A 20,971-nucleotide genomic window follows, 5' to 3' on the forward strand; every position below is an offset into this window, starting at 1 on the left:
TGGACAGGGTCGCGGCCTGTCAGTCGCGCAGGGAGATCTCCACGCCCTGCTCGGTGACCAGTGCGGACAGGGCCGACAGGTTCTCGATCACCAGATCGGCGCGCAGTTCGTGGGCCTGGTGGGTTGTGGTCAACGCCACGGTGGTCATGCCTGCGGCGCGGCCGGACGCCAGGCCCGCGGGGGCGTCCTCGAAGACGACGCAGTGCGCCGGGTCGACACCGAGGGCACGGGCGGCGAGGAGGTAGGGCTCGGGGTCGGGCTTGCCGCGCGTGATGTCGTCGGCGGCGACGAGGGTCTTGGGCAGGATGCCGACGGCGTCGAGCCGGGCCTCCGCGAGGCGCCGGGTGGCCGAGGTGACGACGGCCCAGCGGTCGCCGGGCAGGGAGTCGAGGAAGCCGCGGGTGCCGGGCAGCAGGTGCACACCGCCGTTGGGTACGTCCTCGACCTCCAGGTCCTCGATGCGGGCGACGGCCTGCGGGACGATCTCCGGGGGCAGCAGGTCGGCGGCTATCTCGGCGGCCGGCCGGCCGTGCAGCTCGATCCGGGCGAACTCCTCGGCCGTGATCCCGTACTCCGTGGCCCACCGTGTCCAGCAGCGGTCCACCGAGGCGAGGGAGGAGACGAGGGTTCCGTCGTTGTCGAACAGCAGGGCCTGCGCGTGGATCGTCATGCCCTCGACCCTATGGTGCAGGCCAGGGTCGCAGGCATCGGGCCTTTTCGGCCGTAATAAGGTCGCAGCATGCTTGCTGCCCTGACGCCGGCGACCGGCGTCGCCGCGCTGCTGCTCGCCGCCTGGTGCGGCTGGGCGGCCTACCGCGACCAGCCGACGAAGGACTGGCACTTCATCGGGATGGCCGTGGTCACGCTGCTGTCGCTGATCCAGCTGGTGGCCGGGATCGTGCTGCTCGCGCAGGGCGAGAAGCCGGAGCAGGGCACGACGATCTTCGTGGCGTATCTGCTGGGGGCTTTCGCGTGCGTCCCGGCGGCCGGGTTCATGTCGCTGGCCGAGCGGACGCGGTGGGGTTCGGTGACGGTGGCCGCCGGCGGTGTGGTGCTGGCGGTGCTGGAGGTGCGTCTCTATGACATCTGGGGAGGCTGAGGTGAGCCGGCGCCGGCTGATCAGCGGTCCGGGCACGCTGCTGGTGTGGCTGTACGGCGTGATGGTCGTGGGGGCGGTGTCACGGTCCGCGTATCAGATCGCGACGGAGTTCGACCGGGCGCCGCTGGCGTACTCGCTGTCGGCGGTGGCCGGTGTCGTGTACGGGTTCATCACGTACACGCTGGTGCGGGGCGGCGAGACGGCGCGGAGGATCGCCCTGGCCTGCTGTGTCGCCGAGTTGGTGGGGGTGTTGACGGTGGGGACCTGGACCTTGGTCGAGCCGTCCGCCTTCCCGGACGCGACCGTGTGGTCCGACTTCGGGATGGGGTACCTCTTCATTCCCGTGCTCTTGCCGGTGTCCGCGATCTACTGGCTGCGCAGGGGTGTGCCTCGGGAGGATGCCGCCTGAGATACGTCAGGCGGCCACGGGCCGTGTGTGGTTGCTCGCACCCACGCGGCGGAGCCGCATATGGACGCAGCCCCGCACCCCTGAAGGCGAAGATCAAGCCGTCGCCGCGTAGGTGCCGGCCGGCTTCTCCAGGACGATCATCGGTACGCCGTCGGAGCCCTGGGACGTGCCCACCGTCTCGTAGCCGACCTTGCGGTAGAGGCGGAGGTTGCCCTCGCTGCGGTGGCCGGTGTGGAGGCGGAAGCGGGTGGCGCCGTGCTGGTCGGCGAGGGCCGATTCGGCTGCCTTGAGCAGGCGGGCGCCGATGCCGTGCCCCTGGAGGCGGGGGTGGACGCAGAGCTTGCCGATGCCGGCGGCGCCGTCCTCGCTGACCGAGCCGCGGACCGAGCCGACGACCTCCTCGCCGAGCCGGGCCACGAAGACGCAGTCGCGGGTGACCTCCTCGCGGACCGAGTCGAGGGTTTGGACGAGCGGGTCGATGCGGTAGTTCCCGTACAGCGCCGCCTCCGTCTGGAAGCACAGGTACTGCAGTCTGAAGATCTGCTCCGCGTCCTGCTCGGTCGCCGCAGAGATGGTCACGCTCATGCCCATGTGCGCACGCCTCCCGCTCATCTGATCACCGGTCGTCCCCCACTCCTATCCCCGTCCTCAGCGGGCCGCAACCTCCGGTGTGAGCAATCTTCGGAGACATCCCAGGCATCTGGAACGTTCCGGACCAAGACTCCCCTGTGAGATACCCAACTCCCCTGCGATTTCCCGGTATGTCAGGTCCTCCGGCGAGAGCAGGGCCTCCATCAGCCGGGGACAGCGGCCCGGGAGGCGGCGCACGGCCTCGCGCAGGGCCCGGCCGCGGGCCGCGGCGAGGGCGAGCTGTTCGGGATCGCGGTCCGGGTCGTCGACCGGTTCACCCGCGTACGGCCGTTCGAGACGGGACGTACGGCGGGTGCGGCGCACCTCGGAGCGGACGACACGGCGGAGCCACTGCTGCGGGTCGAGCGGCGGGCCCTCGGTGTCGAGGCGCTCCAGCAGGCGGAGCCAGACCGCCTGCTCCAGGTCGCCCGGCTCGGTTCCGGCGGAATATGCCTCCGCGGAGGCCTCGGCGGTGAGCAGCGGGCGCAGGGCGGTGACCAGGTCGTGCGTCATATGCGGAGCGACGCGGCCGCCCGGGCTGTGGGTTGCCCGGGCGGCCGAAGCTCACTCGACCGGGGGGTGTGAAGTCGGGTGTTGACGGGCTCAGCCGTTGAAGTCCTCGCGGGCCAGCAGACCCGTGTCGGGCTGGTCGGTGAAGACGCCGTCGATGCCGGTCGCGAAGTACGCCTTGTACGCGCCGAAGACGTCACCGTAGGCGTCCGCGTCCGTGCCCCTGCGGAAGTCGGCGGGCAGGAAGGGGTTCTCGTTGCGCATCGTGTACGGGTGCAGGATCAGGCCGACCTTGTGCGCGTCGGAGACCAGCGTCGTGGGCCGGGTGAGCTTGCCCTGGGCGTCACGCGGGATGACCAGGTCCAGGGTCGGACCGATGCCGCGCGCGTAGGAGGCGATCTCCCGGAGGCCGGCCGGCTTGACCAGGTCGGCGACCGTGCGCGGGTCGCCGGACTCGACGAAGTCCCAGGGGCGGGAGCCGGCCGAGGACAGCAGGACGACCAGCGGGTTGTCGACGAGCCTGTGCAGGCGCTGGACGCTGGTCGGTTCGAAGGACTGGAGGATGACCGGGGAGGTGCGCCGGTCCTTGCGGTACTTGCGCAGCAGCTTGGCGACGCGCTCCTCCAGCGGCAGTCCCTGCTTGCGGAAGTAGGTCGGGTGCTTGAGCTCGGGGTAGATCCACACCTGCTTGCCGCGCCTGCGGGTCTGCTCGTCCTGCCATCTGAGGACCTCTTCGAAGGTGGGGATCTCCCAGCGGCCGTCGTAGAGGGTGTTGTGCGGACGGTTGGCCGGGATGCGCTCGACCGCGCGCAGGGTCTTCAGCTCGGCGAGCGTGAAGTCCTCGGTGAACCAGCCGGTGGTGGAGACGCCGTCGAGGAGCTTGGTCTTCTTGCGGCCGGCGAACTCGGGGTGGTCGGCGACGTCCGTGGTACCGCCGATCTCAGGCTCGTGACGGCAGACCAGGTGCCCGTCCTTGGTCGGGACCAGGTCGCCCGCCTCGACGATGTCGGCGCCCAGGTCGAGGGCCAGCTGGTACGAACCGAAGGTGTGCTCCGGGCGGTAGCCGCTGGCGCCGCGGTGGCCGATGATCGTCGGCCTGGGCAGGCTTCCCGGTCCGCCGCCGTGCCGGGCGCCGTCCGCTCGCGCGGTGCCGGCCATGCCGAGGACCGCTCCCCCGGCACCGAGCACCGCCGCGCCGAGCAGGGCCCGCCGGCCCGTTCCGCCCGCTCCGGTACCGCTCGTTTCTTCGTTCGACTCCTGCGTTCCCATGAGCGCCCTCCCTGCCGTTCGGCTCGTCACTGCGGGCCGATCGTAGGGGCGCGTACATGACCGGTGGGAGACCCCGGGCCGAACACGCGGGTGACGTCGGATGTCGTAGTGGCTGGTGGGGAGGATGAGTTGACGGTTCGCCGCGGCTGTTCGATTCGGTCCGGCGGTTCTGGGAACGCGTCCGATGTGCTCCGGGGCGATGTGTGTCACACCATGTCGGCCGCGTTACGGCGTACCGGCGGCGCGCCACCGCAGGTAAACACGCGTCAACAATGCGTAAGGCCTCGGTGAAGTCGCCGTGCCCGATGTGCGCGATACCCGGGGCCACGAGTATCGTCCTCACCTGCACAGACTCATACAGAACCCCTTGACACCGGAGGGTCCGTTGTCCCGCTTCGCACTCATCAAGGCAGTGCTCGGCCCGGTCATGCGCCTGATGTTCCGCCCGCAGGTGGAGGGTGCGGAGCACATTCCCGGCAACGGCCCGGTCATCCTCGCCGGCAACCACCTGACGTTCATCGACTCGATGATCCTGCCGCTGGTCTGCGACCGTCAGGTCGTCTTCATCGGCAAGGACGAGTACGTGACGGGCAAGGGCCTCAAGGGCCGGCTGATGGCCTGGTTCTTCACCGGCGTCGGCATGATCCCGGTGGACCGGGACGGTGGCCGGGGCGGTGTCGCAGCGCTGATGACCGGGCGTCGGGTGCTGGAGGAAGGCCGCATGTTCGGCATCTACCCGGAGGGGACGCGGTCGCCCGACGGGCGGCTGTACCGGGGACGGACGGGGATCGCCCGGCTGACCCTGATGACGGGTGCGCCGGTGGTGCCCTTCGCCATGATCGGAACGGACAAGTTGCAGCCGGGCGGGGCGGGGCTGCCGCGGCCGGGCAAGGTCACCGTGCGGTTCGGTGAGGCGATGGAGTTCTCCCGGTACGAGGGGATGGACCGGGACCGGTATGTGCTGCGGGCCGTGACCGACTCGGTGATGGCGGAGGTCATGCGGCTGTCCGGGCAGGAGTACGTGGACATGTACGCGAGCAAGGCGAAGGAAGCGGCGTAGGTTTTTCGGGGCGCGGGCGGGGTCGGGGGCCCGGGGCCGTTGGCGGCTGCGGGTTTGTGGGGGCTTGTCGCGCAGTTCCCCGCGCCCCTTTTGGGCGTGGCCCCAGAGGGCGTGGCCATGTGGAGCCCCGTGCCCGTTTCGCGCAGTTCCCCGCGCCCCCTCAGGGCGTGGCTCTTACGTGTGTTCCGGTCCGCCGTCTTCCAGTTTCTGGCCCCGGAGCAGGAACCACGCCGCCACCGCCGCGGCCAGCAGGACCGTCGCGCCCACGCCCGCCGCCAGGGCAAGGCCGTCCACGAAGGACGTGCGGGCCGCGTCCAGCATCGTGCCGGCGCTGTGGGCGGGCATGTGCGCCGCCGCCTCGACCGCGCCGCCCAGCGACTCGTGGGCCGCGGCCGGTGTGCCCGCGGGGCCGGTGAAGTCGCGGTAGACGCCGGTCACGATCGAGCCGAGGGCGGCGATGCCGAGCGCGGCACCGAGTTCGTACGCCGTCTCGGACACGGCGGAGGCCGAACCCGCCTGCTCCTTGGGCACGCTGGAGAGGATCACGTCCGCCGTCACGGTGAACGAGAAGCCGGCACCCACACCGACCACCAGCAGCGCGGTCCCGAGCAGCGGGTAGCCCGTGGACTGGTCGAGCACCGTGAGCGCGGCCAGAGCGAGGCCTATCGCCGCGAGGCCGCCGGAGACGACGGACCGCACCGAGAAGCGCCGGGCCGCACGCCCCGCGACGAGTCCGGCCACCACCGCGCCGATCGCCGCGGGCAGTTCGGCCAGCCCGGCCTCCAACGGGCGCCTGCCCTGGACGAGTTGCAGGTACTGCGACAGGAAGAACACCAGCCCGGACAGGCCGAGGATGGTCAGCAGATCGGCCAGCACCGCCCCGCTGAGACCGCGGTTGCGGAACAGCCGCATGTCCAGCAGCGGCGTCGGGAGACTGAGCTGACGGCGGACGAACCCGTACAGGGCGGCCGCCCCCAGCAGGCCCGCGGCCAGGGTGGTCCACGCGAAGCCGTGGGTCGCCGCTTCCTTGATCGCGTACACGACGCCGATCATGCCGACCAGCGACAGTACGACGCTGACCAGGTCCCAGGGGCCGGGGTTCGCGGTGCGCGACTCGGGCAGCATCTTGATCCCGACCAGGACCAGCACGGCCATCACGGGCAGGTTGATGAGGAACACCGACCCCCACCAGAAGTGCTCCAGCAGGAACCCGCCGACGATCGGGCCGACGGCCGTACCCGCGGAGGCGGTGGCGCCCCAGATGCCGACGGCGAGACTGCGCTCGCGCGGGTCGTGGAAGAGGTTGCGGATCAGGGCGAGCGTGGCCGGCATCAGGGTGGCGCCGGCGACGCCGAGCAGTGCCCGCGCGACGATCATCATCTCGGGGGTCGTGGCGTAGGCGTTGAACACGGATATCGCGCCGAACGCCGTGGCGCCGACCAGCAGGATCCGCTTGCGGCCGATGCGGTCGCCGAGGCTGCCCATGGAGACGAGCAGGCCGGCGATGACGAAGGAGTAGACGTCGCCGATCCAGAGGAGCTGGGTGCCGGAGGGCTTCAGATCCTCGCTGATGTAGGGGGTCGCGAGACCGAGGACGGTCGCGTCGACGGCCACCAGCAGCACGGCGAGCACGAGAACGCCGAGCGCGAGCCAGCGGCCCGGGCGGTTCACCACCTCGGTCGTCGACGCCGGCTGCAGGGTGCTGGTCATGATTCCTCTCTCCTGAGTGCGCCGCCGAGCAACAGCTCGACGATCATGTGCTGGAAGTCCTTCGGGGCGCCCTTACCGCTGTGCACCAGCCAGGCTCCGGAGGCCATCAGGCCGTACAGCGCCTCGGTGAGCCAGGCGGGCGTGAGGTCGATGCGGAACTCGCCGCTGAGCTGGCCGCGCCGGAACAGCGCGGAGATCCGGTCGTCGATCAGGGCCCAGCCCGCGTTCTGCTCCTCGCCCTCGAACAACTGGTTCTCGGTGTAGAGGAACGCGAGCAGTCCGGCGGCCGGCTCGATGGCCCCGACCAGCCGGCGTACGGCATCGCTCGCCGAGCCCTCGTCGAGCCGGGCCGCGTCCAGCGCGGCCTCGCACTCCGCGATGCCGAGCGCCTCCAGCGCCCGGACGAGGGCGTCCCGCCCGGCGAAGTGGCGGTGCAGCGTGGCCCGGCTGATTCCGGCGGCCCTGGCGACCTCGTCCATGGTCGCGCTGGATTTGCGGGTCAGCAGGGCCGCGGCGGCGCGCAGCACGTGCTCAGGGTCGACAGTCATGAGACGAGAGTACCCCACATGAGACATGAATGTCTCACTCGGGGCATGTGTGACTCACGGCTGCCGCACGATGCGGGCGAAAGGTGATCAGTGCCAGGGCAGCTGCGCGCGCCGCTCCCAGTACGCCTGCGGCTCCTCGACCAGGGTGGCGAGGCGGGTCAGCTGCTCGTCGTCGAGATCGACGACCGCCGCGTGCAGGTTCGAGGCGAGCTGATTGGCGGTCGCGGCACCGGAGAGGACGACGCCGGCCCAGGGCTGCCGCAGGATCACGGCCAGGGCGACGGCGTCGCAGCCCAGCCCGGCCTGTTCGGCGATCTCCCGCACGACCTGCGGGGCGTGCGGCCCGGCCAGCCGGCCGTTGGCCATGCCCTCCTTGACGATCACGGTGAGCCCGGCGTCGTGCGCCTCGGCGAGCGCGGGGGCGGCGGACGTCTCCAGCGCGTTGTACGTGGACTGCACCGTGCGGAAGAGGGGTTCGCCGTCGACCGTCACGGCGAGGGCGGCGCGGATCGCCTCCGCCTGTGCGGGGCCGCTGGTGGAGAAGCCGACCGTGAGGCCCCGCTCGGCGGCTTCCGCGAGCCTGGCGTGCAGTTCCTTGTCGGTGAGGGCCGGGCTGTCGGGGGTCACCGAGTGGATCTGGTAGAGGTCGAGCCGGTCGCCGAGCAGCGCCTCGCTCTCCGCGCGCTGCCGTTCGTAGGTGGCGAGGGTGTGGTCCTTGACCTCGTGCTGCTCGGCGTCCGTGGACCAGTCGGCGGTGTAGGTGTAACCCCACTTGCTGCCCACGACGATGTCGCCGAAGGCCGGCCTGGCCTTGAGCCATTCGGCGAGGAACTCCTCGGAGCGGCCGTAGGACCGGGCGACGTCGAAGTAGCGGACGCCCTGGGCGTAGGCGGCGTCGAGGAGTTCGTGGGTGCGGGTGCGCAGCGTTTCGACGCTGCGGTCCTCTCCGAGGTCTTCGTCCCGTCCGAGGTTGATGTAGCCCGGGCGTCCGACGGCGGCGAGGCCGAGGCCGATGTGGCAGGTGGGGGTGGTGGCTGTGGCCAGGCGGGCGAAGGGCATCGGGGGCTCCGTTCGGTCGGCTCCGGTTCGGCTCCGACCCAACGTAACCCCTGATGACCTTCGCCTCAGGGCTCGATCGTTGCGGTGTTTCGGCGAGTGCGGGTCGTCTTCGCTTGTTCGCGCCGTTCCCCGCGCCCCCTGGAGGGCGATTCCCTAGGCCTGCTTCCTGGCCACCGCCCACTCGTGCTGGGCCGTCACGTCGGCCTTCACCTCGGCCAACTGGATCGCCACCGCACTGGGAGCCGTGCCGCCCCTGCCGTTGCGGGAGGCGAGGGCGCCGGGGACGTTGAGGACCGTGCGGACCTCGGGGGTCAGATGGCTGGAGATCTTCGCGAACTGGTCGTCCGTCAGCTCGTCCAGTTCCTTGCCCTCGGCCTCGGCGGCCTTGACGCACTCCCCCGCGACCTCGTGGGCCACGCGGAACGGGACCCCCTGCTTGACCAGCCACTCGGCGATGTCCGTGGCGAGGGAGAAGCCGGCCGGGGCCAGTTCCTCCATGCGCTCCCGGTGGACGGTGAGGGTGGCCATCATGCCGGTGAAGGCCGGGAGCAGGACCTCCAGCTGGTCGATGGAGTCGAAGACCGGCTCCTTGTCCTCCTGGAGGTCGCGGTTGTACGCGAGCGGGAGGGCCTTGAGCGTGGCCATCAGGCCCGTCAGGTTGCCGATCAGGCGGCCGGACTTGCCGCGGGCCAGCTCGGCGATGTCCGGGTTCTTCTTCTGCGGCATGATCGACGAGCCCGTGGAGAAGGCGTCGTGCAGGGTCACGAAGGAGAACTCCTTCGTGTTCCAGATGATGACCTCCTCGGCGATCCGGGAGAGGTTGACCCCGATCATCGCCGTGATGAACGCGAACTCGGCGACGAAGTCGCGTGAGGCGGTCCCGTCGATGGAGTTGCCGGCCGAGCCGTGCTCGAAGCCGAGGTCCTTGGCCACCGCCTCCGGGTCCAGCCCGAGGGAGGAGCCCGCGAGGGCGCCCGAGCCGTAGGGCGAGACCGCCGTGCGGGCGTCCCACTGGCGCAGCCGCTCCGCGTCCCGGGAGAGGGACTGCACGTGGGCCAGAACGTGGTGGGCGAAGAGGACGGGCTGGGCGTGCTGGAGGTGGGTGCGGCCGGGCATCGCCACGTCCGGGTGCGCCTCGGCGAGGCCGATCAGCGCGTCCTGGAGCTCGGCGATGAGGCCGCCGACGATCCGGGCGTGATCCCGCAGGTACATGCGGAAGAGGGTCGCGACCTGGTCGTTGCGGGACCGGCCCGCGCGCAGCTTGCCGCCCAGGTCGGGGCCGAGGCGCTCCAGGAGCCCGCGCTCCAGGGCGGTGTGGACGTCCTCGTCGGCGATCGTGCCCACGAAGGAGCCGTCGGCGACGTCCGCCTCCAGCTGATCGAGACCGGCGATCATGCGGGTCAGTTCGTCCTCCGTGAGCAGGCCCGCCTTGTGCAGCACGCGCGCGTGGGCGCGCGAACCGGCGATGTCGTACGGCGCGAGGCGCCAGTCGAAGTGGACGGACGCGGACAGCTTCGCCAGGGCCTCGGCGGGACCGTCGGCGAAACGACCGCCCCAGAGCCGGACGTCACCGCTGTTGCTGCTCACTGCGCGCTCCTCAAGGGGTGTGGATGTGCTTCGCCGTCATGCATGAGTATGCAGACCACTGCATGATTCGTCAATTCAGCGGGGACTACGGGCGGTTTCCGGTCACGTGAAAGGAATTTGAAGATCCTTTGAACGCGGGAAACCGCTTACCCGTACCTCTCGCCGAACGCAGGCGCCGCGTTATGACACCGACGACATCCCGACCCCTAGTGAGGCATCCGCATGTCCAGGGCTCTTCCGAAGTACAACAAGCGTCGCGTCACGTTCATCGGCGGCGCCGCCGCGGTGGCACTGTCCGGCACGGTGATCGCCGGATTCGCCCTCGCCGGGGAGACGCCCGACAGCGGCGCCAAGAACGCCCGGACGCTGGCGGGTCCCGGCACCATCTCGTGCCCGGACGTCCGCTCCAAGCTCCCGGCGGTCCCCGCCTCCGCCAAGGCCGAGGTCGACCGCAACCTCACCCTGCTCAACACGCAGATCCAGGAAGCCAACAAGCGCCTGGTCGACACCGTGGGCCAGGGCGGCCCCAACTTCGTCCAGAACGCCATCCTCGGCCCCCTCAAGGACAAGCGCGTCGCGACCGTGAACCGCATCGCCACCGCCATCGGACGGACCGCCGCCAAGCCCCAGGGCCTGGACTCCCTGGCCACCTGCGCGCTGAACGCCGCGGGCACCAACGCGGGCGGCGGCGCGGCCGGCAAGCCGCAGGCGGGCGGCAACGCGGGGAATGCCGGCAACACGGGGAATGCAGGTAACGCCGGGAATGCAGGCAACGCCGGTAACGCGGGCAACGCAGGTAACGCGGGCAATGCCGGCAACGCCGCCGTCGGCACGATCACCTGCCCCGACGTCCGCTCCAAGCTGCCTGCCGTCCCCGCCTCCGCCAAGGCCGAGGTCGACCGCAACCTCACCCTCCTCGACACCCAGATCCGGGAAGCCAACACCCGCCTGGTGAACACCGTCGGCCAGGGCGGCCCCAACTTCGTCCAGAACGCCATCCTCGGCCCCCTCAAGGACAAGCGCGTCTCGACCGTCAACCGCATCGCCACCGCCATCGGACGGACGGCCGCGAAGCCCCAGGGCCTGGACTCCCTGGCCACCTGCACGCTCACCAAGTGAGATGACAGGCGCTGTGGCCGCCCCGTGGGAGCGCCGGCCGGGGCGGCCACGGACACACCTGCTTGCGGGATCCGGCAGAGGTGACCGGATCCCGCAATTCCTTAGACGGCCGAAAGATCTGCGACCATAATCGTTCGACATGGGAAAGACTTATGAGCGTATAGACGGCCGGCTCCGCACGTTCATCGAGGCGCAGCCGGTCTTCTTCACCGCCACCGCTCCCCTGGCCGCCGACGGCACGGTCAACCTCTCGCCCAAGGGGCTCACCGGCTCCTTCGCGGTGCTCGACGAGCTGACGGTGGCCTACCTCGACTTCGCCGGTTCCAACGCCGAGACCATCGCCCATCTCCGGGAGAACGGGCGGATCACCCTGATGTGGTGCGCCTTCCAGGGCCCGCCGAACATCGTCCGCGTGCACGGCAGAGGTGAACCGGTCTTCCGCGACGACCCCCGTTTCGGGGAACTGCTCGCGCACTTCCCGGACATCGACCCGACGCAGCACGGCCTGCGCGCGATCATCGTCGTCACCGCCGAACTCGTCCGCGACACCTGCGGGTACGGGGTGCCCTTCATGGCGTACGAGGAGGACCGGGACCTGCACGGCAAGCGGTTCGCCCGGGAGGACGACGCCTCGCTCAGTGCGTACTTCAGCAAGAAGGAGCACATCGCCAGCAGCCTGGACGGACTACCCGGGCTGCCGTTGCCGCTGCCTCCCTCTACGGTCTGAGACATGCGCCCCGGTGCCGTCGCCCTCGCCGTCTCCTCCCTGATCGCGCTCGGCGCCGGGCCGCCCGCCCCGCCGCCGCTGCCGGCCCGGATGGCGGACACCGGCGGCGGCACCCAGCTGATCACCGCGGTGGCCCCGGAGCGGGCCTCGACCACGGGCACGGTCAGCTGGTGGGACCGCGGCGGAGACGGACGCTGGGTGAGAAGGGGCTTTGCGCCCGCCCGTTTCGGGGCGAACGGGCTCGCCGCGGGCGCCTCCCGCAAGCAGGGCACCAGCACCACCCCCACCGGCCTCTACGGCCTGCCGTACGCCTTCGGCATCAAGGCGGCGCCCCGCGGGACGGCGTACCGATACCGCCGGGTGCACCGGGACTCCTGGTGGTGCCAGGACAACGACTCCCGCTCCTACAACCGCTGGAGCGAGCCGCGCGCGGCCGACTGCCGGGCCGCCGAGGCCGAGCAGCTGATCACCTACCGCGCCCAGTACGCACACGCGCTCGTCATCGGCTTCAACTACGCGCGTCCCGTGCGGGGGCGCGGTGCGGGGATCTTCCTCCACGTCAACGGGCGGGGTGCGACGGCCGGTTGCGTGTCCGTGCCCGAGGACGCGATGCGGCAGATCCTGACCTGGGCCGATCCCGCGCGGCGGCCGCACATCGCCGTCGGCACGACGAGCGGGAAGACGGCCGTCACGCGGCTGTGACGGGCGCCGGCCGTGTGCGTGTTACCACCGGTCACTCCTCTTCGCAGCCGACTCGGACCGCGGCTGAACACTCCCGTGTCCCGGCACGTATCTGTGGGCCAAGGGTCAAGTCCCCACGGAGGAACCGTGACCACCACGCTCGCAGGCGGACGTGCCGCCCGCCGCCAGACGATGCGCCGCATCCGCCCGCGCCGCTCCCCGGCCGTCCCGCTGCTGATCGCCCTGTGGGCCGGTGCCGCGGCCGTGCTGTGGCTGTGGTGGGACAACACACCGTCCCTCGCGGACAACACGAGCAAGATCCTGGCCGCCGGCCGGATCACCGGTCTGCTCGCCGGCTACCTCATGGCGCTGGTGGTGCTCCAGATGGCCCGGGTGCCCGCGCTGGAGCGCCGGGTGGGCACCGACCGGGTCGCGCGCTGGCACGCCATGACCGGCCGCTACACGCTCTGCCTGGTCCTCGCCCATGTCTTCCTCATCATGTGGGGCTACGCCCTGCAGGCGGGCAAGGGGCTCGGCGACATCGTCCAGCAGACGACCGACTCCATCAACCAGCTGCCGGACATGGGCAAGGCCGCCATCGGCACGGGCCTGCTGTTCCTCATCGGGATCCTGTCGATCGGCGGGGTACGCCGGCTGATCGGGTACGACACCTGGTACCACGTGCACCTGCTGACCTACGCGGCGGTGTACCTGACGTTCTGGCACCAGATCACCACCGGCAACGAGTTCGCCGTCGAGCCGGCCGCGAAGACCTTCTGGTACGGGCTGTACGGCGTGGTGACCGCGCTGGTCGTCTGGTACCGGATCCTCACCCCGATCCGGCTGAACATGCGGCACCGCATGCGGGTGGCGGCGGTCATCGAGGAGACCCCCGGGATCGTGTCCGTGCTGATCAGCGGGCGCAAGCTGCACCGGATGGGCGCGGAGGCCGGGCACTTCTTCCGGTGGCGGTTCAAGGCGCCGGGCATGCGCTTCAGTTCCCACCCGTACTCGCTGTCGGCGGCGCCCCGCCCGGACATGCTGCGGATCACGGTCAAGGCGATCGGTGACCACACCTCCCGGCTGCGTGACCTCGAACCCGGCACCAAGGTGTGGGCCGAGGGCCCGTACGGCGCGATGACCGCGCAGCGCCGCAGCCGGGGCAAGGTGCTGCTGGTCGCGGGCGGTGTCGGCATCACCCCGATGCGGGCGCTGTTCGAGACGCTGCCGGGCGCGTCCGGCGACATCACCCTCCTCTACCGGGCCAACACCACGCAGGATCTGGCGCTGTGGGGCGAACTCGCCAGGATCGCCGACGAACGCGGCGCCCGGCTGATGTACGCGGTCAACAGCCCGGAGGGCGAACGCCCCGACATCTCGGCGGAGTCCCTCCAGCGCAAGATCCCGGACATCGGCGACCACGACGTCTTCATGTGCGGGCCGCCCGGCTTCGCCCAGTCGGTCCACGAGGCACTGCGCGGCGCGGGAGTACCCGCTCGCCGTATCCATCACGAGTCGTTCGAGATGTGAGCGACGGGACACCAACGGTCTTTCAGGAGTTTGGGAAACGATGAGGAAGTCTCACCCCGTCCGGCGTGCCGTACTCGCCGGCGCAGCCACCGTCTCCGGGATCGTGCTGCTGCTGTCCCTCAAGCCGGCCTCCGACCCGGGCTCCGCCCAGGCGGCCGGCCAGGCGCCGCCCGCGGCGGCCGGGCAGGCCCCGCAGGGCGGCGTGAACGGCGCGGTCACCGGTGACGCGGCGCAGACGCAGTACGGCGCGGTGCAGGTCCGCCTGACCATGAACAACGGCAAGATCACCCAGGCCGAGGCGGTCCAGGCCCCCAAGGGCGGCCGCAGCGATCAGATCACGGCCAGCTCGGTGCCGCGCCTGAACCAGGCGGCGGTCGCGGCCCAGAGCGCGGAGATCGACGCGGTCTCCGGGGCGACGTACACCAGCGCCGGCTACAAGAAGTCCCTCCAGTCGGCCCTGGACAAGGCGAAGGCGTCGGCCGGGGCGCAGCAGGGGTCGGGCAACGCGCAGACGCTGACCGGTGATGTCGCGCAGACGCAGTACGGCCCGGTGCAGGTGCGGGTGACCGTCGCGGGCGGCAAGATCACCAAGGCGGAGGCGGTCCAGGCCCCCAAGGGCGGCCGCAGCGACCAGATCACCTCCTCCTCCGTCCCCCGCCTCAACCAGGCGGCCGTGGCGGCCGGCAACGCGGACATCGACGCGGTCTCGGGCGCCACGTACACCAGCGCCGGCTACAAGAAGTCCCTCCAGTCGGCCCTGGACAAGGCTCCGGCCGGCGGCGGCTCCTCACAGGCCGCGGGTTCGGGAGGCGGTCAGGCCGCGGGTTCGGGAGGCGGTCAGGCGGCGACGCAGACCCTCACCGGCAGCGTGGCGCAGACACAGTACGGCCCGGTGCAGGTGCGGGTGACCGTCGCGGGCGGCAAGATCACCAAGGCGGAGGCGGTCCAGGCCCCCAAGGGCGGCCGCAGCGACCAGATCACCTCCTCCTCCGTCCCCCGCCTCAACCAGGCGGCCGTGGCGGCCGGCAACGCGCAGATCGACGCCGTGTCCGGGGCCACGTACACCAGCGCCGGCTACAAGCAGTCCCTCCAGTCCGCGCTGGACCAGGCCGGTGGCTGACACGGTGGCCGACCCCGCTGAGGCTCCCGCCGCGGTACGTCATGCCGAGGAGACGATGGGGACCGTCTTCTCCTTCGACGTCCGCGGCGGGGAACCGGCCGCCGTGCGCGCGGCCCTGGACGAGGCCGTCGCCGGGCTGCACCGGGTCGACGAGGTGTTCAGCACGTACCGCGAGGACAGCCAGATCTCCCGGCTGCAGCGCGGGGAGCTGACCGTCGCGGAGTGCGACCCCGAGGTCGCCGAGGTGCTGGACCTGGCCGCCGAGGCGGAGCGGAGGAGCGACGGCTGGTTCAGCACGTCGTACCGGGGCCGCCTCGATCCGACCGGCATCGTCAAGGGCTGGGCGGTCGAGCGGGCGGCACGACGGCTGGCGGACGTGCCCGGGGTGTGCGGAGTGAACCTGAACGGCGGCGGCGACGTGCAGTTGCTCGGGACACCGGGTGGGCAGCGGCCGTGGCGGGTGGGTGTGGCCGATCCGCTGCGACCTGGGGGTCTGGCGGCGGTCGTCTCCGCGGCGGGGGTGTCGGAGTTGTCCGTCGCCACGTCCGGTACGGCCGAACGGGGCGACCACATCGTCGATCCCCGCACGGGGCGTTCAGCCGTGACGGACCTGGTCTCCGTGACGGTGGTGGGGCCCCGGCTGACGTTCGTCGACTGCTGGGCCACGGCGGCGTTCGCGATGGGCTCGCGTGAGGGCCTGGCATGGCTGGAGTCGCTGCCGGACGTGGAAGCGCTGCTGATCACGGCCGGGGATGAGGTTCGTTGCACCGGGGGGTTGGCCGCGAGGCTGGGGTGAGGTGTGGCTGAGGGCGGGTGGGGTCGCAGCCCGGCGTAGCGGGGTGCCGCCGCTGCGCCCACCCGTGCCGCCCTTGGCGGCACGATTGCCCGCAGCTTGAGCGGACCGGCCCAGGGGCGCGGGTAACTGCGCGATCAGCCACAGCGCTCCCGCACCCGAACGACAACCCCTAGTGCCCGTTCTGGGCCAGCCTCAGCAAATGGTCGGCCAGGGCCTGCCCACCCGTCGGGTCCCTGCTGATCAGCAGCAACGTGTCGTCACCCGCGATCGTCCCCAGGATGTCGTGCAGCTCGGCCTGGTCGATGGCCGAGGCCAGGAACTGCGCGGCCCCCGGAGGGGTACGCAGGACCACGAGGTTCGCCGAGGCCTCCGCGGAGATCAGCAGCTCCTGCGAGAGCCGCCGCATCCGCTCCTCCTTCGCCGACCCGCCCAGCGGCGCCCGGGGCGTACGGAACCCGCCCTCGCTGGGTACTGCGTAGATCAGGTCGCCGTCGGAGTTGCGGATCTTCACCGCGTTCAGCTCGTCCAGGTCCCGGCTGAGCGTCGCCTGTGTGACGCTCAGCCCGTCGTCGGCGAGCAGCTTCGCCAGCTGGCTCTGCGAGCGGACCGGCTGCCGGTTGAGGATGTCCACGATCCGGCGGTGGCGGGCGGTGCGGGTCTGCGGCACGGCGGGCCCGTTCGCCCCCGGCTGCTCGTGGTCCTGCGCCTGGCTCATCGTCGTCTCATTCCCCGGATCGTCCGTCCCCGCTCGCTGCCTGGAGGATGCCGGGCAGCGCCCCGAGGAACGCGTCCACCTCGTCGTCGCGAAGGTTCAGCGGCGGCATCAGCCGGACGACGTCGGGGGCGGGCACGTTCACCAGGAATCCGGCCTCCTGAGCCGCCTGGCGCACCTGGGGCGCGAGCGGCTCGGTCAGCACGATACCCAGGAGGAGTCCCGTACCCCGGACGAAATCGATCAACGGATGACCGAGGCCCTCGATTTCGTCCCGCAACCTCTCGCTCTGCCGCTTGACGTTCTCCAGCAACCCCTCGTTCTCGATGGTGTCGAGGACGGCGAGCCCGGCGGCGCAGGCGACCGGGTTGCCGCCGAAGGTGGTGCCGTGCTGGCCGGGCTGGAGCAGGTCGGCCGCGCGCCCGAAGGCGACGGTGGCGCCCAGCGGCAACCCGCCGCCGAGCTGCTTGGCGAGGGTGACGACGTCGGGCAGGACGCCCTCGTGGGCCTGGTACTCGAACCAGTGACCGGTCCGGCCGATGCCGGTCTGCACCTCGTCGAGGACGAGGAGCGCCCCGGTCGCGGCCGTGATGGCCCGGGCCGCCTTGAGGTAGCCGGCCGGCGGGACGACCACGCCGAGTTCGCCCTGGATCGGTTCGAGGATGACGAGCGCGGTCTCCTCGGTGACGGCGGCGGCCAGGGCCTGCGCGTCGCCGAACGGCACGTGCGTGACGTCGCCGGGCAGCGGCAGGAACGGCTCGCGCTTGCCGGCCTGGCCGGTCATGGCCAGCGCGCCCATGGTGCGGCCGTGGAAGGCGCCCTCGGTGGCCACGATGTGAGTCCGGCCGGTCAGCCGGCCGATCTTGAACGCGGCCTCGTTGGCCTCGGCGCCGGAGTTGCAGAAGAAGACCTTGCCGTCCCGGCCGAAGAGGCGCAGCAGCCGTTCGGCGAGGGCGACGGTGGGTTCAGCCATGAAGAAGTTGGAGATGTGGCCGAGGGAGCCGATCTGCCGGGTCACGGCCTCCACCACCGCCGGGTGGGCGTGGCCGAGGGCGTTGGTGGCGATGCCGCCGACGAAGTCGAGGTAGGAGGTGCCGTCGGCGTCCCACACGCGGGTGCCCTCGCCGCGGGCCAGGGGCAGCAGCGGGGTGCCGTAGTTGTTCATGAGTGCGCCCTGCCACCGCTCGGCGTACTCCTGATGGGCGGTCATACGGCGTCCCCCTCTTGCTCGTCGGGCACGACCATCGTGCCGATGCCCTCGTCGGTGAAGATCTCCAGCAGGATCGAGTGCTGGACCCGGCCGTCGATGACGCGGGCGGTGGTCACGCCGTTGCGCACGGCGTGCAGGCAGCCCTCCATCTTCGGCACCATGCCGGACGACAGGTCCGGCAGCAGCCGCTCCAGCTCGGTGGCGGTGAGGCGGCTGATCACCTCGTCGCTGTGCGGCCAGTCCTCGTAGAGGCCCTCGACGTCCGTGAGGACCATGAGGGTTTCGGCGCCCAGTGCAGCAGCGAGTGCCGCAGCCGCCGTATCAGCATTGACGTTGTAGACATGTCCGTCGTCCTGGGAGCGGGCGATCGACGAGACGACCGGGATGCGGCCGTCGGCGAGCAGGGCCTCGATGGCGCCGGTGTCGATAGCGGTGATCTCGCCGACCCGTCCGATGTCGACCAGCTCTCCGTCGATCTCGGGCTGGTGCTTGGTGGCGGTGATGGTGTGCGCGTCCTCGCCGGTCAGGCCGACGGCGAGGGGCCCGTGCTGGTTGAGCAGCCCGACCAGTTCACGCTGGACCTGCCCGGCCAGCACCATCCGGACGACGTCCATGGCGTCCTCGGTGGTCACCCGCAGGCCCGCCTTGAACTCGCTGACGATGCCGTGCTGGTCGAGGGCGGCGCTGATCTGCGGGCCGCCGCCGTGCACGACGACGGGCTTGAGGCCGGCGTGGTGCAGGAACACCACGTCCTTCGCGAAGGCGGCCTTGAGGTCCTCGTCGATCATGGCGTTGCCGCCGAACTTGATGACGACCGTCTTGCCGTTGTGCCGGACCAGCCAGGGCAGTGCCTCGATGAGGATCTGCGCCTTGGGCAGCGCGGTGTGCTTGCGCGTCGCTCCAGTGCTCATGACGAGTACGCGCTGTTCTCGTGGACGTAGTCGGCGGTGAGGTCGTTGGTCCAGATGGTGGCGGTCTCGGACCCGGCGGCGAGGTCGGCGACGATGTGCACCTCGCGGTAGCGCATGTCGACCTTGTCGCGGTCCTCGCCGACACCGCCGTTCTTGCAGACCCAGACGCCGTTGATGGCGACGTTCAGCCGGTCGGGCTCGAAGGCGGCGCTCGTCGTGCCGATCGCGGAGAGCACGCGGCCCCAGTTGGGATCCTCGCCGTGGATGGCGCACTTGAGGAGGTTGTTGCGGGCGATGGAGCGGCCCACCTCGACGGCGTCGTCCTCGGTCGCGGCGTTGATCACCTCGACCTTGATGTCCTTGCTGGCGCCCTCGGCGTCCCGGATGAGCTGCTGGCCGAGGTCGTCGCAGACCTGCCGTACGGCCTCGGCGAACTCCTCGTACTCCGGGGTGACTTCGGCGGAGCCGGAGGCGAGCAGCAGCACGGTGTCGTTGGTGGACATGCAGCCGTCGGAGTCGACGCGGTCGAAGGTCGTCCGGGTGGCCGCGCGCAGGGCCTTGTCCAGGACGTCGTTCTCCAGGTCCGCGTCGGTGGTGAGGACGACGAGCATGGTGGCGAGGCCGGGGGCGAGCATGCCCGCGCCCTTGGCCATGCCGCCGACGGTCCAGCCGTCCTTGGTGACGACGGACGTCTTGTGGACGGTGTCGGTGGTCTTGATGGCGATGGCGGCCTTCTCACCGCCGTGCTCGCTCAGGGACCCGGCGGCCGTCTCGATGCCCGGGAGCAGCTTGTCCATGGGGAGCAGGAGGCCGATGAGGCCGGTCGAGCAGACGGCCACCTCGATGGCGCCGCGGCCGAGGACCTCGGCGACCTTCTCGGCCGTCGCGTGCGCGTCCTGGAAGCCCTTCGGTCCGGTACAGGCGTTGGCACCACCGGAGTTGAGGACGACGGCGGACACCTGGCCGCTCTTCATGACCTGCTCGGACCACTGAACCGGCGCGGCCTTCACACGGTTGGAGGTGAAGACGCCGGCGGCGGCGCGGCGGGGGCCGGTGTTGACCACGAGGGCCAGGTCGGGGTTGCCGTTCTCCTTGATCCCGGCGGCGATGCCCGCCGCCGTGAATCCCTTTGCTGCCGTCACACTCACGGCGCAACTCCGATCGTCGTCAGTCCGGTGGTCTCGTCGAGACCCAGGGCGATGTTCATGCTCTGGACGGCACCGCCCGCGGTGCCCTTGGTGAGGTTGTCGATGGCGCTGATCACGATGATCCGGCCGGCGTCCGCGTCGTACGCGACCTGCACCTGAACGGCGTTCGAACCGTGGACGGACGCCGTGGCGGGCCACTGGCCCTCGGGGAGCAGGTGCACGAACGGCTCGTCGGCGAAGGCCTTCTCGTAGACGGCGCGCAGGGATTCGGCCGTGACGCCGTCGGCGGCCTTGGCGCTGCACGTGGCGAGGATGCCGCGGGGCATCGGCGCGAGGGTCGGTGTGAAGGACACCGTGACCGGCTCACCGGCGGCCGCGCTGAGGTTCTGGGTGATCTCGGGGGTGTGCCGGTGCCCGCCGCCGACGCCGTAGGGGGACATCGAGCCCATGACCTCGCTGCCGAGCAGGTGCGGCTTGGGCGCCTTGCCCGCGCCGGACGTGCCGGACGCGGCGACGATCACGGCCTCGGGTCCGGCCAGGCCCGCCGCGTACGCCGGGAAGAGGGCGAGGGAGACGGCGGTCGGGTAGCAACCGGGCACCGCGATGCGCTTGGACCCCTCCAGCGCAGCGCGGGCGCCCGGCAGTTCGGGAAGGCCGTAGGGCCAGGTTCCGGCGTGCGGGGAGCCGTAGAACCGCTCCCAGGCGGCGGCGTCGGTCAGCCGGAAGTCGGCGCCCATGTCGACGACGAGCACGTCCGGGCCGAGCTGTTCGGCGACGGCGGCGGACTGCCCGTGCGGCAGCGCGAGGAAGACGACGTCGTGACCGGCGAGGACCTCGGGGGTGGTCTCCTGGAGCACTCGGGCGGCCAGGGGCAGCAGGTGCGGCTGGAGCGCACCGAGCCTCTGCCCCGCGTTCGAGTTGCCGGTCAGGGCACCGATCTCGACCTCGGGGTGCGCCAGGAGCAGACGCAGCAGTTCCCCGCCCGCGTACCCACTCGCTCCGGCCACTGCCGCACGTACCGCCATGGATCCTCCTCCTTAGAGGGCATGACTATACGTTTCGCTGCACGTTTATGCAATCCCATTCAGGGGCGGCGCGGCTGCCGCGGCGGCGGTCCCGGAAACCAGCTTTGTCCT

General features: G+C 71.1%; 22 protein-coding genes. 9 read left to right on the forward strand and 13 right to left on the reverse strand.

The window, feature by feature from the left end:
* Positions 1-19: 19 nt before the first annotated feature.
* The gene (locus RFN52_RS07390) at positions 20-670 is read right to left on the reverse strand and encodes an HAD family hydrolase (RefSeq protein WP_184843992.1); all 651 of its coding nucleotides are present in this window, start codon (positions 668-670) and stop codon (positions 20-22) included.
* Between the two features lie 69 nt (positions 671-739).
* Here RFN52_RS07390 and RFN52_RS07395 point away from each other — a divergent pair, with 69 nt between their 5' ends.
* Both RFN52_RS07395 and RFN52_RS07400 read left to right on the forward strand, forming a co-directional pair.
* The gene (locus RFN52_RS07395) at positions 740-1,099 is read left to right on the forward strand and encodes a hypothetical protein (RefSeq protein ID WP_184843995.1); all 360 of its coding nucleotides are present in this window, start codon (positions 740-742) and stop codon (positions 1,097-1,099) included.
* Positions 1,080-1,508 carry a hypothetical protein gene (locus tag RFN52_RS07400; RefSeq protein ID WP_184843998.1) on the forward strand — a complete coding sequence of 143 codons (429 nt, stop codon included), beginning with the start codon at positions 1,080-1,082 and terminating at the stop codon, positions 1,506-1,508. Before RFN52_RS07395 ends, RFN52_RS07400 begins: the two co-directional genes overlap by 20 nt.
* A 93-nt stretch (positions 1,509-1,601) precedes the next feature.
* Here the strand turns inward: RFN52_RS07400 and RFN52_RS07405 are convergent, their stop codons facing one another.
* From RFN52_RS07405 to RFN52_RS07415, 3 genes are all read right to left on the reverse strand, one after another.
* Positions 1,602-2,099 carry a GNAT family N-acetyltransferase gene (locus RFN52_RS07405; RefSeq protein WP_184844001.1) on the reverse strand — a complete coding sequence of 166 codons (498 nt, stop codon included), beginning with the start codon at positions 2,097-2,099 and terminating at the stop codon, positions 1,602-1,604.
* Positions 2,100-2,156: 57 nt separating this feature from the next.
* On the reverse strand, positions 2,157-2,651 hold the full coding sequence (locus tag RFN52_RS07410; RefSeq protein WP_184844004.1) for an RNA polymerase sigma factor: 495 nt from the start codon (positions 2,649-2,651) through the stop codon (positions 2,157-2,159).
* A gap of 90 nt (positions 2,652-2,741) precedes the next feature.
* Positions 2,742-3,917: a glycerophosphodiester phosphodiesterase gene (locus tag RFN52_RS07415; protein WP_184844007.1), complete on the reverse strand. Its 1,176-nt coding sequence runs from the start codon at positions 3,915-3,917 to the stop codon at positions 2,742-2,744.
* Between the two features lie 385 nt (positions 3,918-4,302).
* Here RFN52_RS07415 and RFN52_RS07420 point away from each other — a divergent pair, with 385 nt between their 5' ends.
* On the forward strand, positions 4,303-4,977 hold the full coding sequence (locus tag RFN52_RS07420) for a lysophospholipid acyltransferase family protein (RefSeq protein WP_062925833.1): 675 nt from the start codon (positions 4,303-4,305) through the stop codon (positions 4,975-4,977).
* 174 nt (positions 4,978-5,151) lie between these two features.
* Here the strand turns inward: RFN52_RS07420 and RFN52_RS07425 are convergent, their stop codons facing one another.
* From RFN52_RS07425 to argH, 4 genes are all read right to left on the reverse strand, one after another.
* Entirely contained in the window at positions 5,152-6,687 is a 1,536-nt protein-coding gene (locus RFN52_RS07425; RefSeq protein ID WP_184844010.1) for an MFS transporter, read from the reverse strand.
* Complete coding sequence (locus tag RFN52_RS07430) at positions 6,684-7,235, reverse strand: TetR/AcrR family transcriptional regulator (protein ID WP_184844013.1); 552 nt, start codon at positions 7,233-7,235, stop codon at positions 6,684-6,686. The genes RFN52_RS07425 and RFN52_RS07430 overlap by 4 nt, the downstream gene beginning before the upstream one ends.
* 87 nt (positions 7,236-7,322) lie before the next feature.
* The gene (locus RFN52_RS07435) at positions 7,323-8,294 is read right to left on the reverse strand and encodes an aldo/keto reductase (RefSeq protein WP_184844016.1); all 972 of its coding nucleotides are present in this window, start codon (positions 8,292-8,294) and stop codon (positions 7,323-7,325) included.
* A 153-nt stretch (positions 8,295-8,447) separates the two neighbouring features.
* Positions 8,448-9,881, reverse strand: a complete 1,434-nt coding sequence (gene argH, locus RFN52_RS07440) for an argininosuccinate lyase (RefSeq protein ID WP_184844019.1) — start codon at positions 9,879-9,881, stop codon at positions 8,448-8,450.
* Positions 9,882-10,103: 222 nt separating this feature from the next.
* Here argH and RFN52_RS07445 point away from each other — a divergent pair, with 222 nt between their 5' ends.
* The 6 genes from RFN52_RS07445 (at position 10,104) to RFN52_RS07470 (ending at position 15,854) form a co-directional block, all read left to right on the forward strand.
* Positions 10,104-11,000 carry a hypothetical protein gene (locus tag RFN52_RS07445; protein ID WP_184844022.1) on the forward strand — a complete coding sequence of 299 codons (897 nt, stop codon included), beginning with the start codon at positions 10,104-10,106 and terminating at the stop codon, positions 10,998-11,000.
* Positions 11,001-11,139: 139 nt separating this feature from the next.
* Positions 11,140-11,727 (forward strand): pyridoxamine 5'-phosphate oxidase family protein, encoded by a 588-nt coding sequence (locus tag RFN52_RS07450; RefSeq protein WP_184844025.1) that lies wholly within the window; start codon positions 11,140-11,142, stop codon positions 11,725-11,727.
* 3 nt (positions 11,728-11,730) lie between these two features.
* The gene (locus RFN52_RS07455; protein WP_184844028.1) at positions 11,731-12,429 is read left to right on the forward strand and encodes a L,D-transpeptidase family protein; all 699 of its coding nucleotides are present in this window, start codon (positions 11,731-11,733) and stop codon (positions 12,427-12,429) included.
* Between the two features lie 126 nt (positions 12,430-12,555).
* Positions 12,556-13,938: a ferredoxin reductase family protein gene (locus tag RFN52_RS07460; protein WP_184844031.1), complete on the forward strand. Its 1,383-nt coding sequence runs from the start codon at positions 12,556-12,558 to the stop codon at positions 13,936-13,938.
* 40 nt (positions 13,939-13,978) lie between these two features.
* The gene (locus RFN52_RS07465; protein ID WP_184844034.1) at positions 13,979-15,058 is read left to right on the forward strand and encodes an FMN-binding protein; all 1,080 of its coding nucleotides are present in this window, start codon (positions 13,979-13,981) and stop codon (positions 15,056-15,058) included.
* Entirely contained in the window at positions 15,051-15,854 is an 804-nt protein-coding gene (locus RFN52_RS07470) for an FAD:protein FMN transferase (RefSeq protein ID WP_229856913.1), read from the forward strand. The genes RFN52_RS07465 and RFN52_RS07470 overlap by 8 nt, the downstream gene beginning before the upstream one ends.
* Before the next feature lie 169 nt (positions 15,855-16,023).
* Here the strand turns inward: RFN52_RS07470 and RFN52_RS07475 are convergent, their stop codons facing one another.
* From RFN52_RS07475 to argC, 5 genes are read right to left on the reverse strand one after another with little or no spacing between them, the layout of a single operon-like run.
* Positions 16,024-16,569 carry an arginine repressor gene (locus RFN52_RS07475; RefSeq protein ID WP_184844037.1) on the reverse strand — a complete coding sequence of 182 codons (546 nt, stop codon included), beginning with the start codon at positions 16,567-16,569 and terminating at the stop codon, positions 16,024-16,026.
* A 7-nt stretch (positions 16,570-16,576) separates the two neighbouring features.
* Positions 16,577-17,776, reverse strand: a complete 1,200-nt coding sequence (locus tag RFN52_RS07480; RefSeq protein ID WP_184844041.1) for an acetylornithine transaminase — start codon at positions 17,774-17,776, stop codon at positions 16,577-16,579.
* Positions 17,773-18,687 carry an acetylglutamate kinase gene (argB, locus tag RFN52_RS07485; protein WP_184844044.1) on the reverse strand — a complete coding sequence of 305 codons (915 nt, stop codon included), beginning with the start codon at positions 18,685-18,687 and terminating at the stop codon, positions 17,773-17,775. The genes RFN52_RS07480 and argB overlap by 4 nt, the downstream gene beginning before the upstream one ends.
* Positions 18,684-19,835 (reverse strand): bifunctional glutamate N-acetyltransferase/amino-acid acetyltransferase ArgJ, encoded by a 1,152-nt coding sequence (gene argJ, locus RFN52_RS07490; RefSeq protein ID WP_184844047.1) that lies wholly within the window; start codon positions 19,833-19,835, stop codon positions 18,684-18,686. The genes argB and argJ overlap by 4 nt, the downstream gene beginning before the upstream one ends.
* Positions 19,832-20,860, reverse strand: a complete 1,029-nt coding sequence (gene argC / locus RFN52_RS07495) for an N-acetyl-gamma-glutamyl-phosphate reductase (protein WP_184844051.1) — start codon at positions 20,858-20,860, stop codon at positions 19,832-19,834. The genes argJ and argC overlap by 4 nt, the downstream gene beginning before the upstream one ends.
* Positions 20,861-20,971 lie beyond the last annotated feature (111 nt).

The organism is Streptomyces collinus (genome assembly GCF_031348265.1).
Taxonomy (GTDB): Bacteria; Actinomycetota; Actinomycetes; order Streptomycetales; family Streptomycetaceae; genus Streptomyces; species Streptomyces collinus.

Coding starts and splice junctions, on each gene's coding strand:
- RFN52_RS07390 (WP_184843992.1), bottom strand. CDS start 670: ATGACGATCCACGCGCAGGCCCTGCTGTTCGACAACGACGGAACCCTC.
- RFN52_RS07395 (WP_184843995.1), top strand. CDS start 740: ATGCTTGCTGCCCTGACGCCGGCGACCGGCGTCGCCGCGCTGCTGCTC.
- RFN52_RS07400 (WP_184843998.1), top strand. CDS start 1,080: ATGACATCTGGGGAGGCTGAGGTGAGCCGGCGCCGGCTGATCAGCGGT.
- RFN52_RS07405 (WP_184844001.1), bottom strand. CDS start 2,099: ATGGGCATGAGCGTGACCATCTCTGCGGCGACCGAGCAGGACGCGGAG.
- RFN52_RS07410 (WP_184844004.1), bottom strand. CDS start 2,651: ATGACGCACGACCTGGTCACCGCCCTGCGCCCGCTGCTCACCGCCGAG.
- RFN52_RS07415 (WP_184844007.1), bottom strand. CDS start 3,917: ATGGGAACGCAGGAGTCGAACGAAGAAACGAGCGGTACCGGAGCGGGC.
- RFN52_RS07425 (WP_184844010.1), bottom strand. CDS start 6,687: ATGACCAGCACCCTGCAGCCGGCGTCGACGACCGAGGTGGTGAACCGC.
- RFN52_RS07430 (WP_184844013.1), bottom strand. CDS start 7,235: ATGACTGTCGACCCTGAGCACGTGCTGCGCGCCGCCGCGGCCCTGCTG.
- RFN52_RS07435 (WP_184844016.1), bottom strand. CDS start 8,294: ATGCCCTTCGCCCGCCTGGCCACAGCCACCACCCCCACCTGCCACATC.
- RFN52_RS07445 (WP_184844022.1), top strand. CDS start 10,104: ATGTCCAGGGCTCTTCCGAAGTACAACAAGCGTCGCGTCACGTTCATC.
- RFN52_RS07450 (WP_184844025.1), top strand. CDS start 11,140: ATGGGAAAGACTTATGAGCGTATAGACGGCCGGCTCCGCACGTTCATC.
- RFN52_RS07455 (WP_184844028.1), top strand. CDS start 11,731: ATGCGCCCCGGTGCCGTCGCCCTCGCCGTCTCCTCCCTGATCGCGCTC.
- RFN52_RS07465 (WP_184844034.1), top strand. CDS start 13,979: ATGAGGAAGTCTCACCCCGTCCGGCGTGCCGTACTCGCCGGCGCAGCC.
- RFN52_RS07475 (WP_184844037.1), bottom strand. CDS start 16,569: ATGAGCCAGGCGCAGGACCACGAGCAGCCGGGGGCGAACGGGCCCGCC.
- RFN52_RS07480 (WP_184844041.1), bottom strand. CDS start 17,776: ATGACCGCCCATCAGGAGTACGCCGAGCGGTGGCAGGGCGCACTCATG.
- argB (WP_184844044.1), bottom strand. CDS start 18,687: ATGAGCACTGGAGCGACGCGCAAGCACACCGCGCTGCCCAAGGCGCAG.
- argC (WP_184844051.1), bottom strand. CDS start 20,860: ATGGCGGTACGTGCGGCAGTGGCCGGAGCGAGTGGGTACGCGGGCGGG.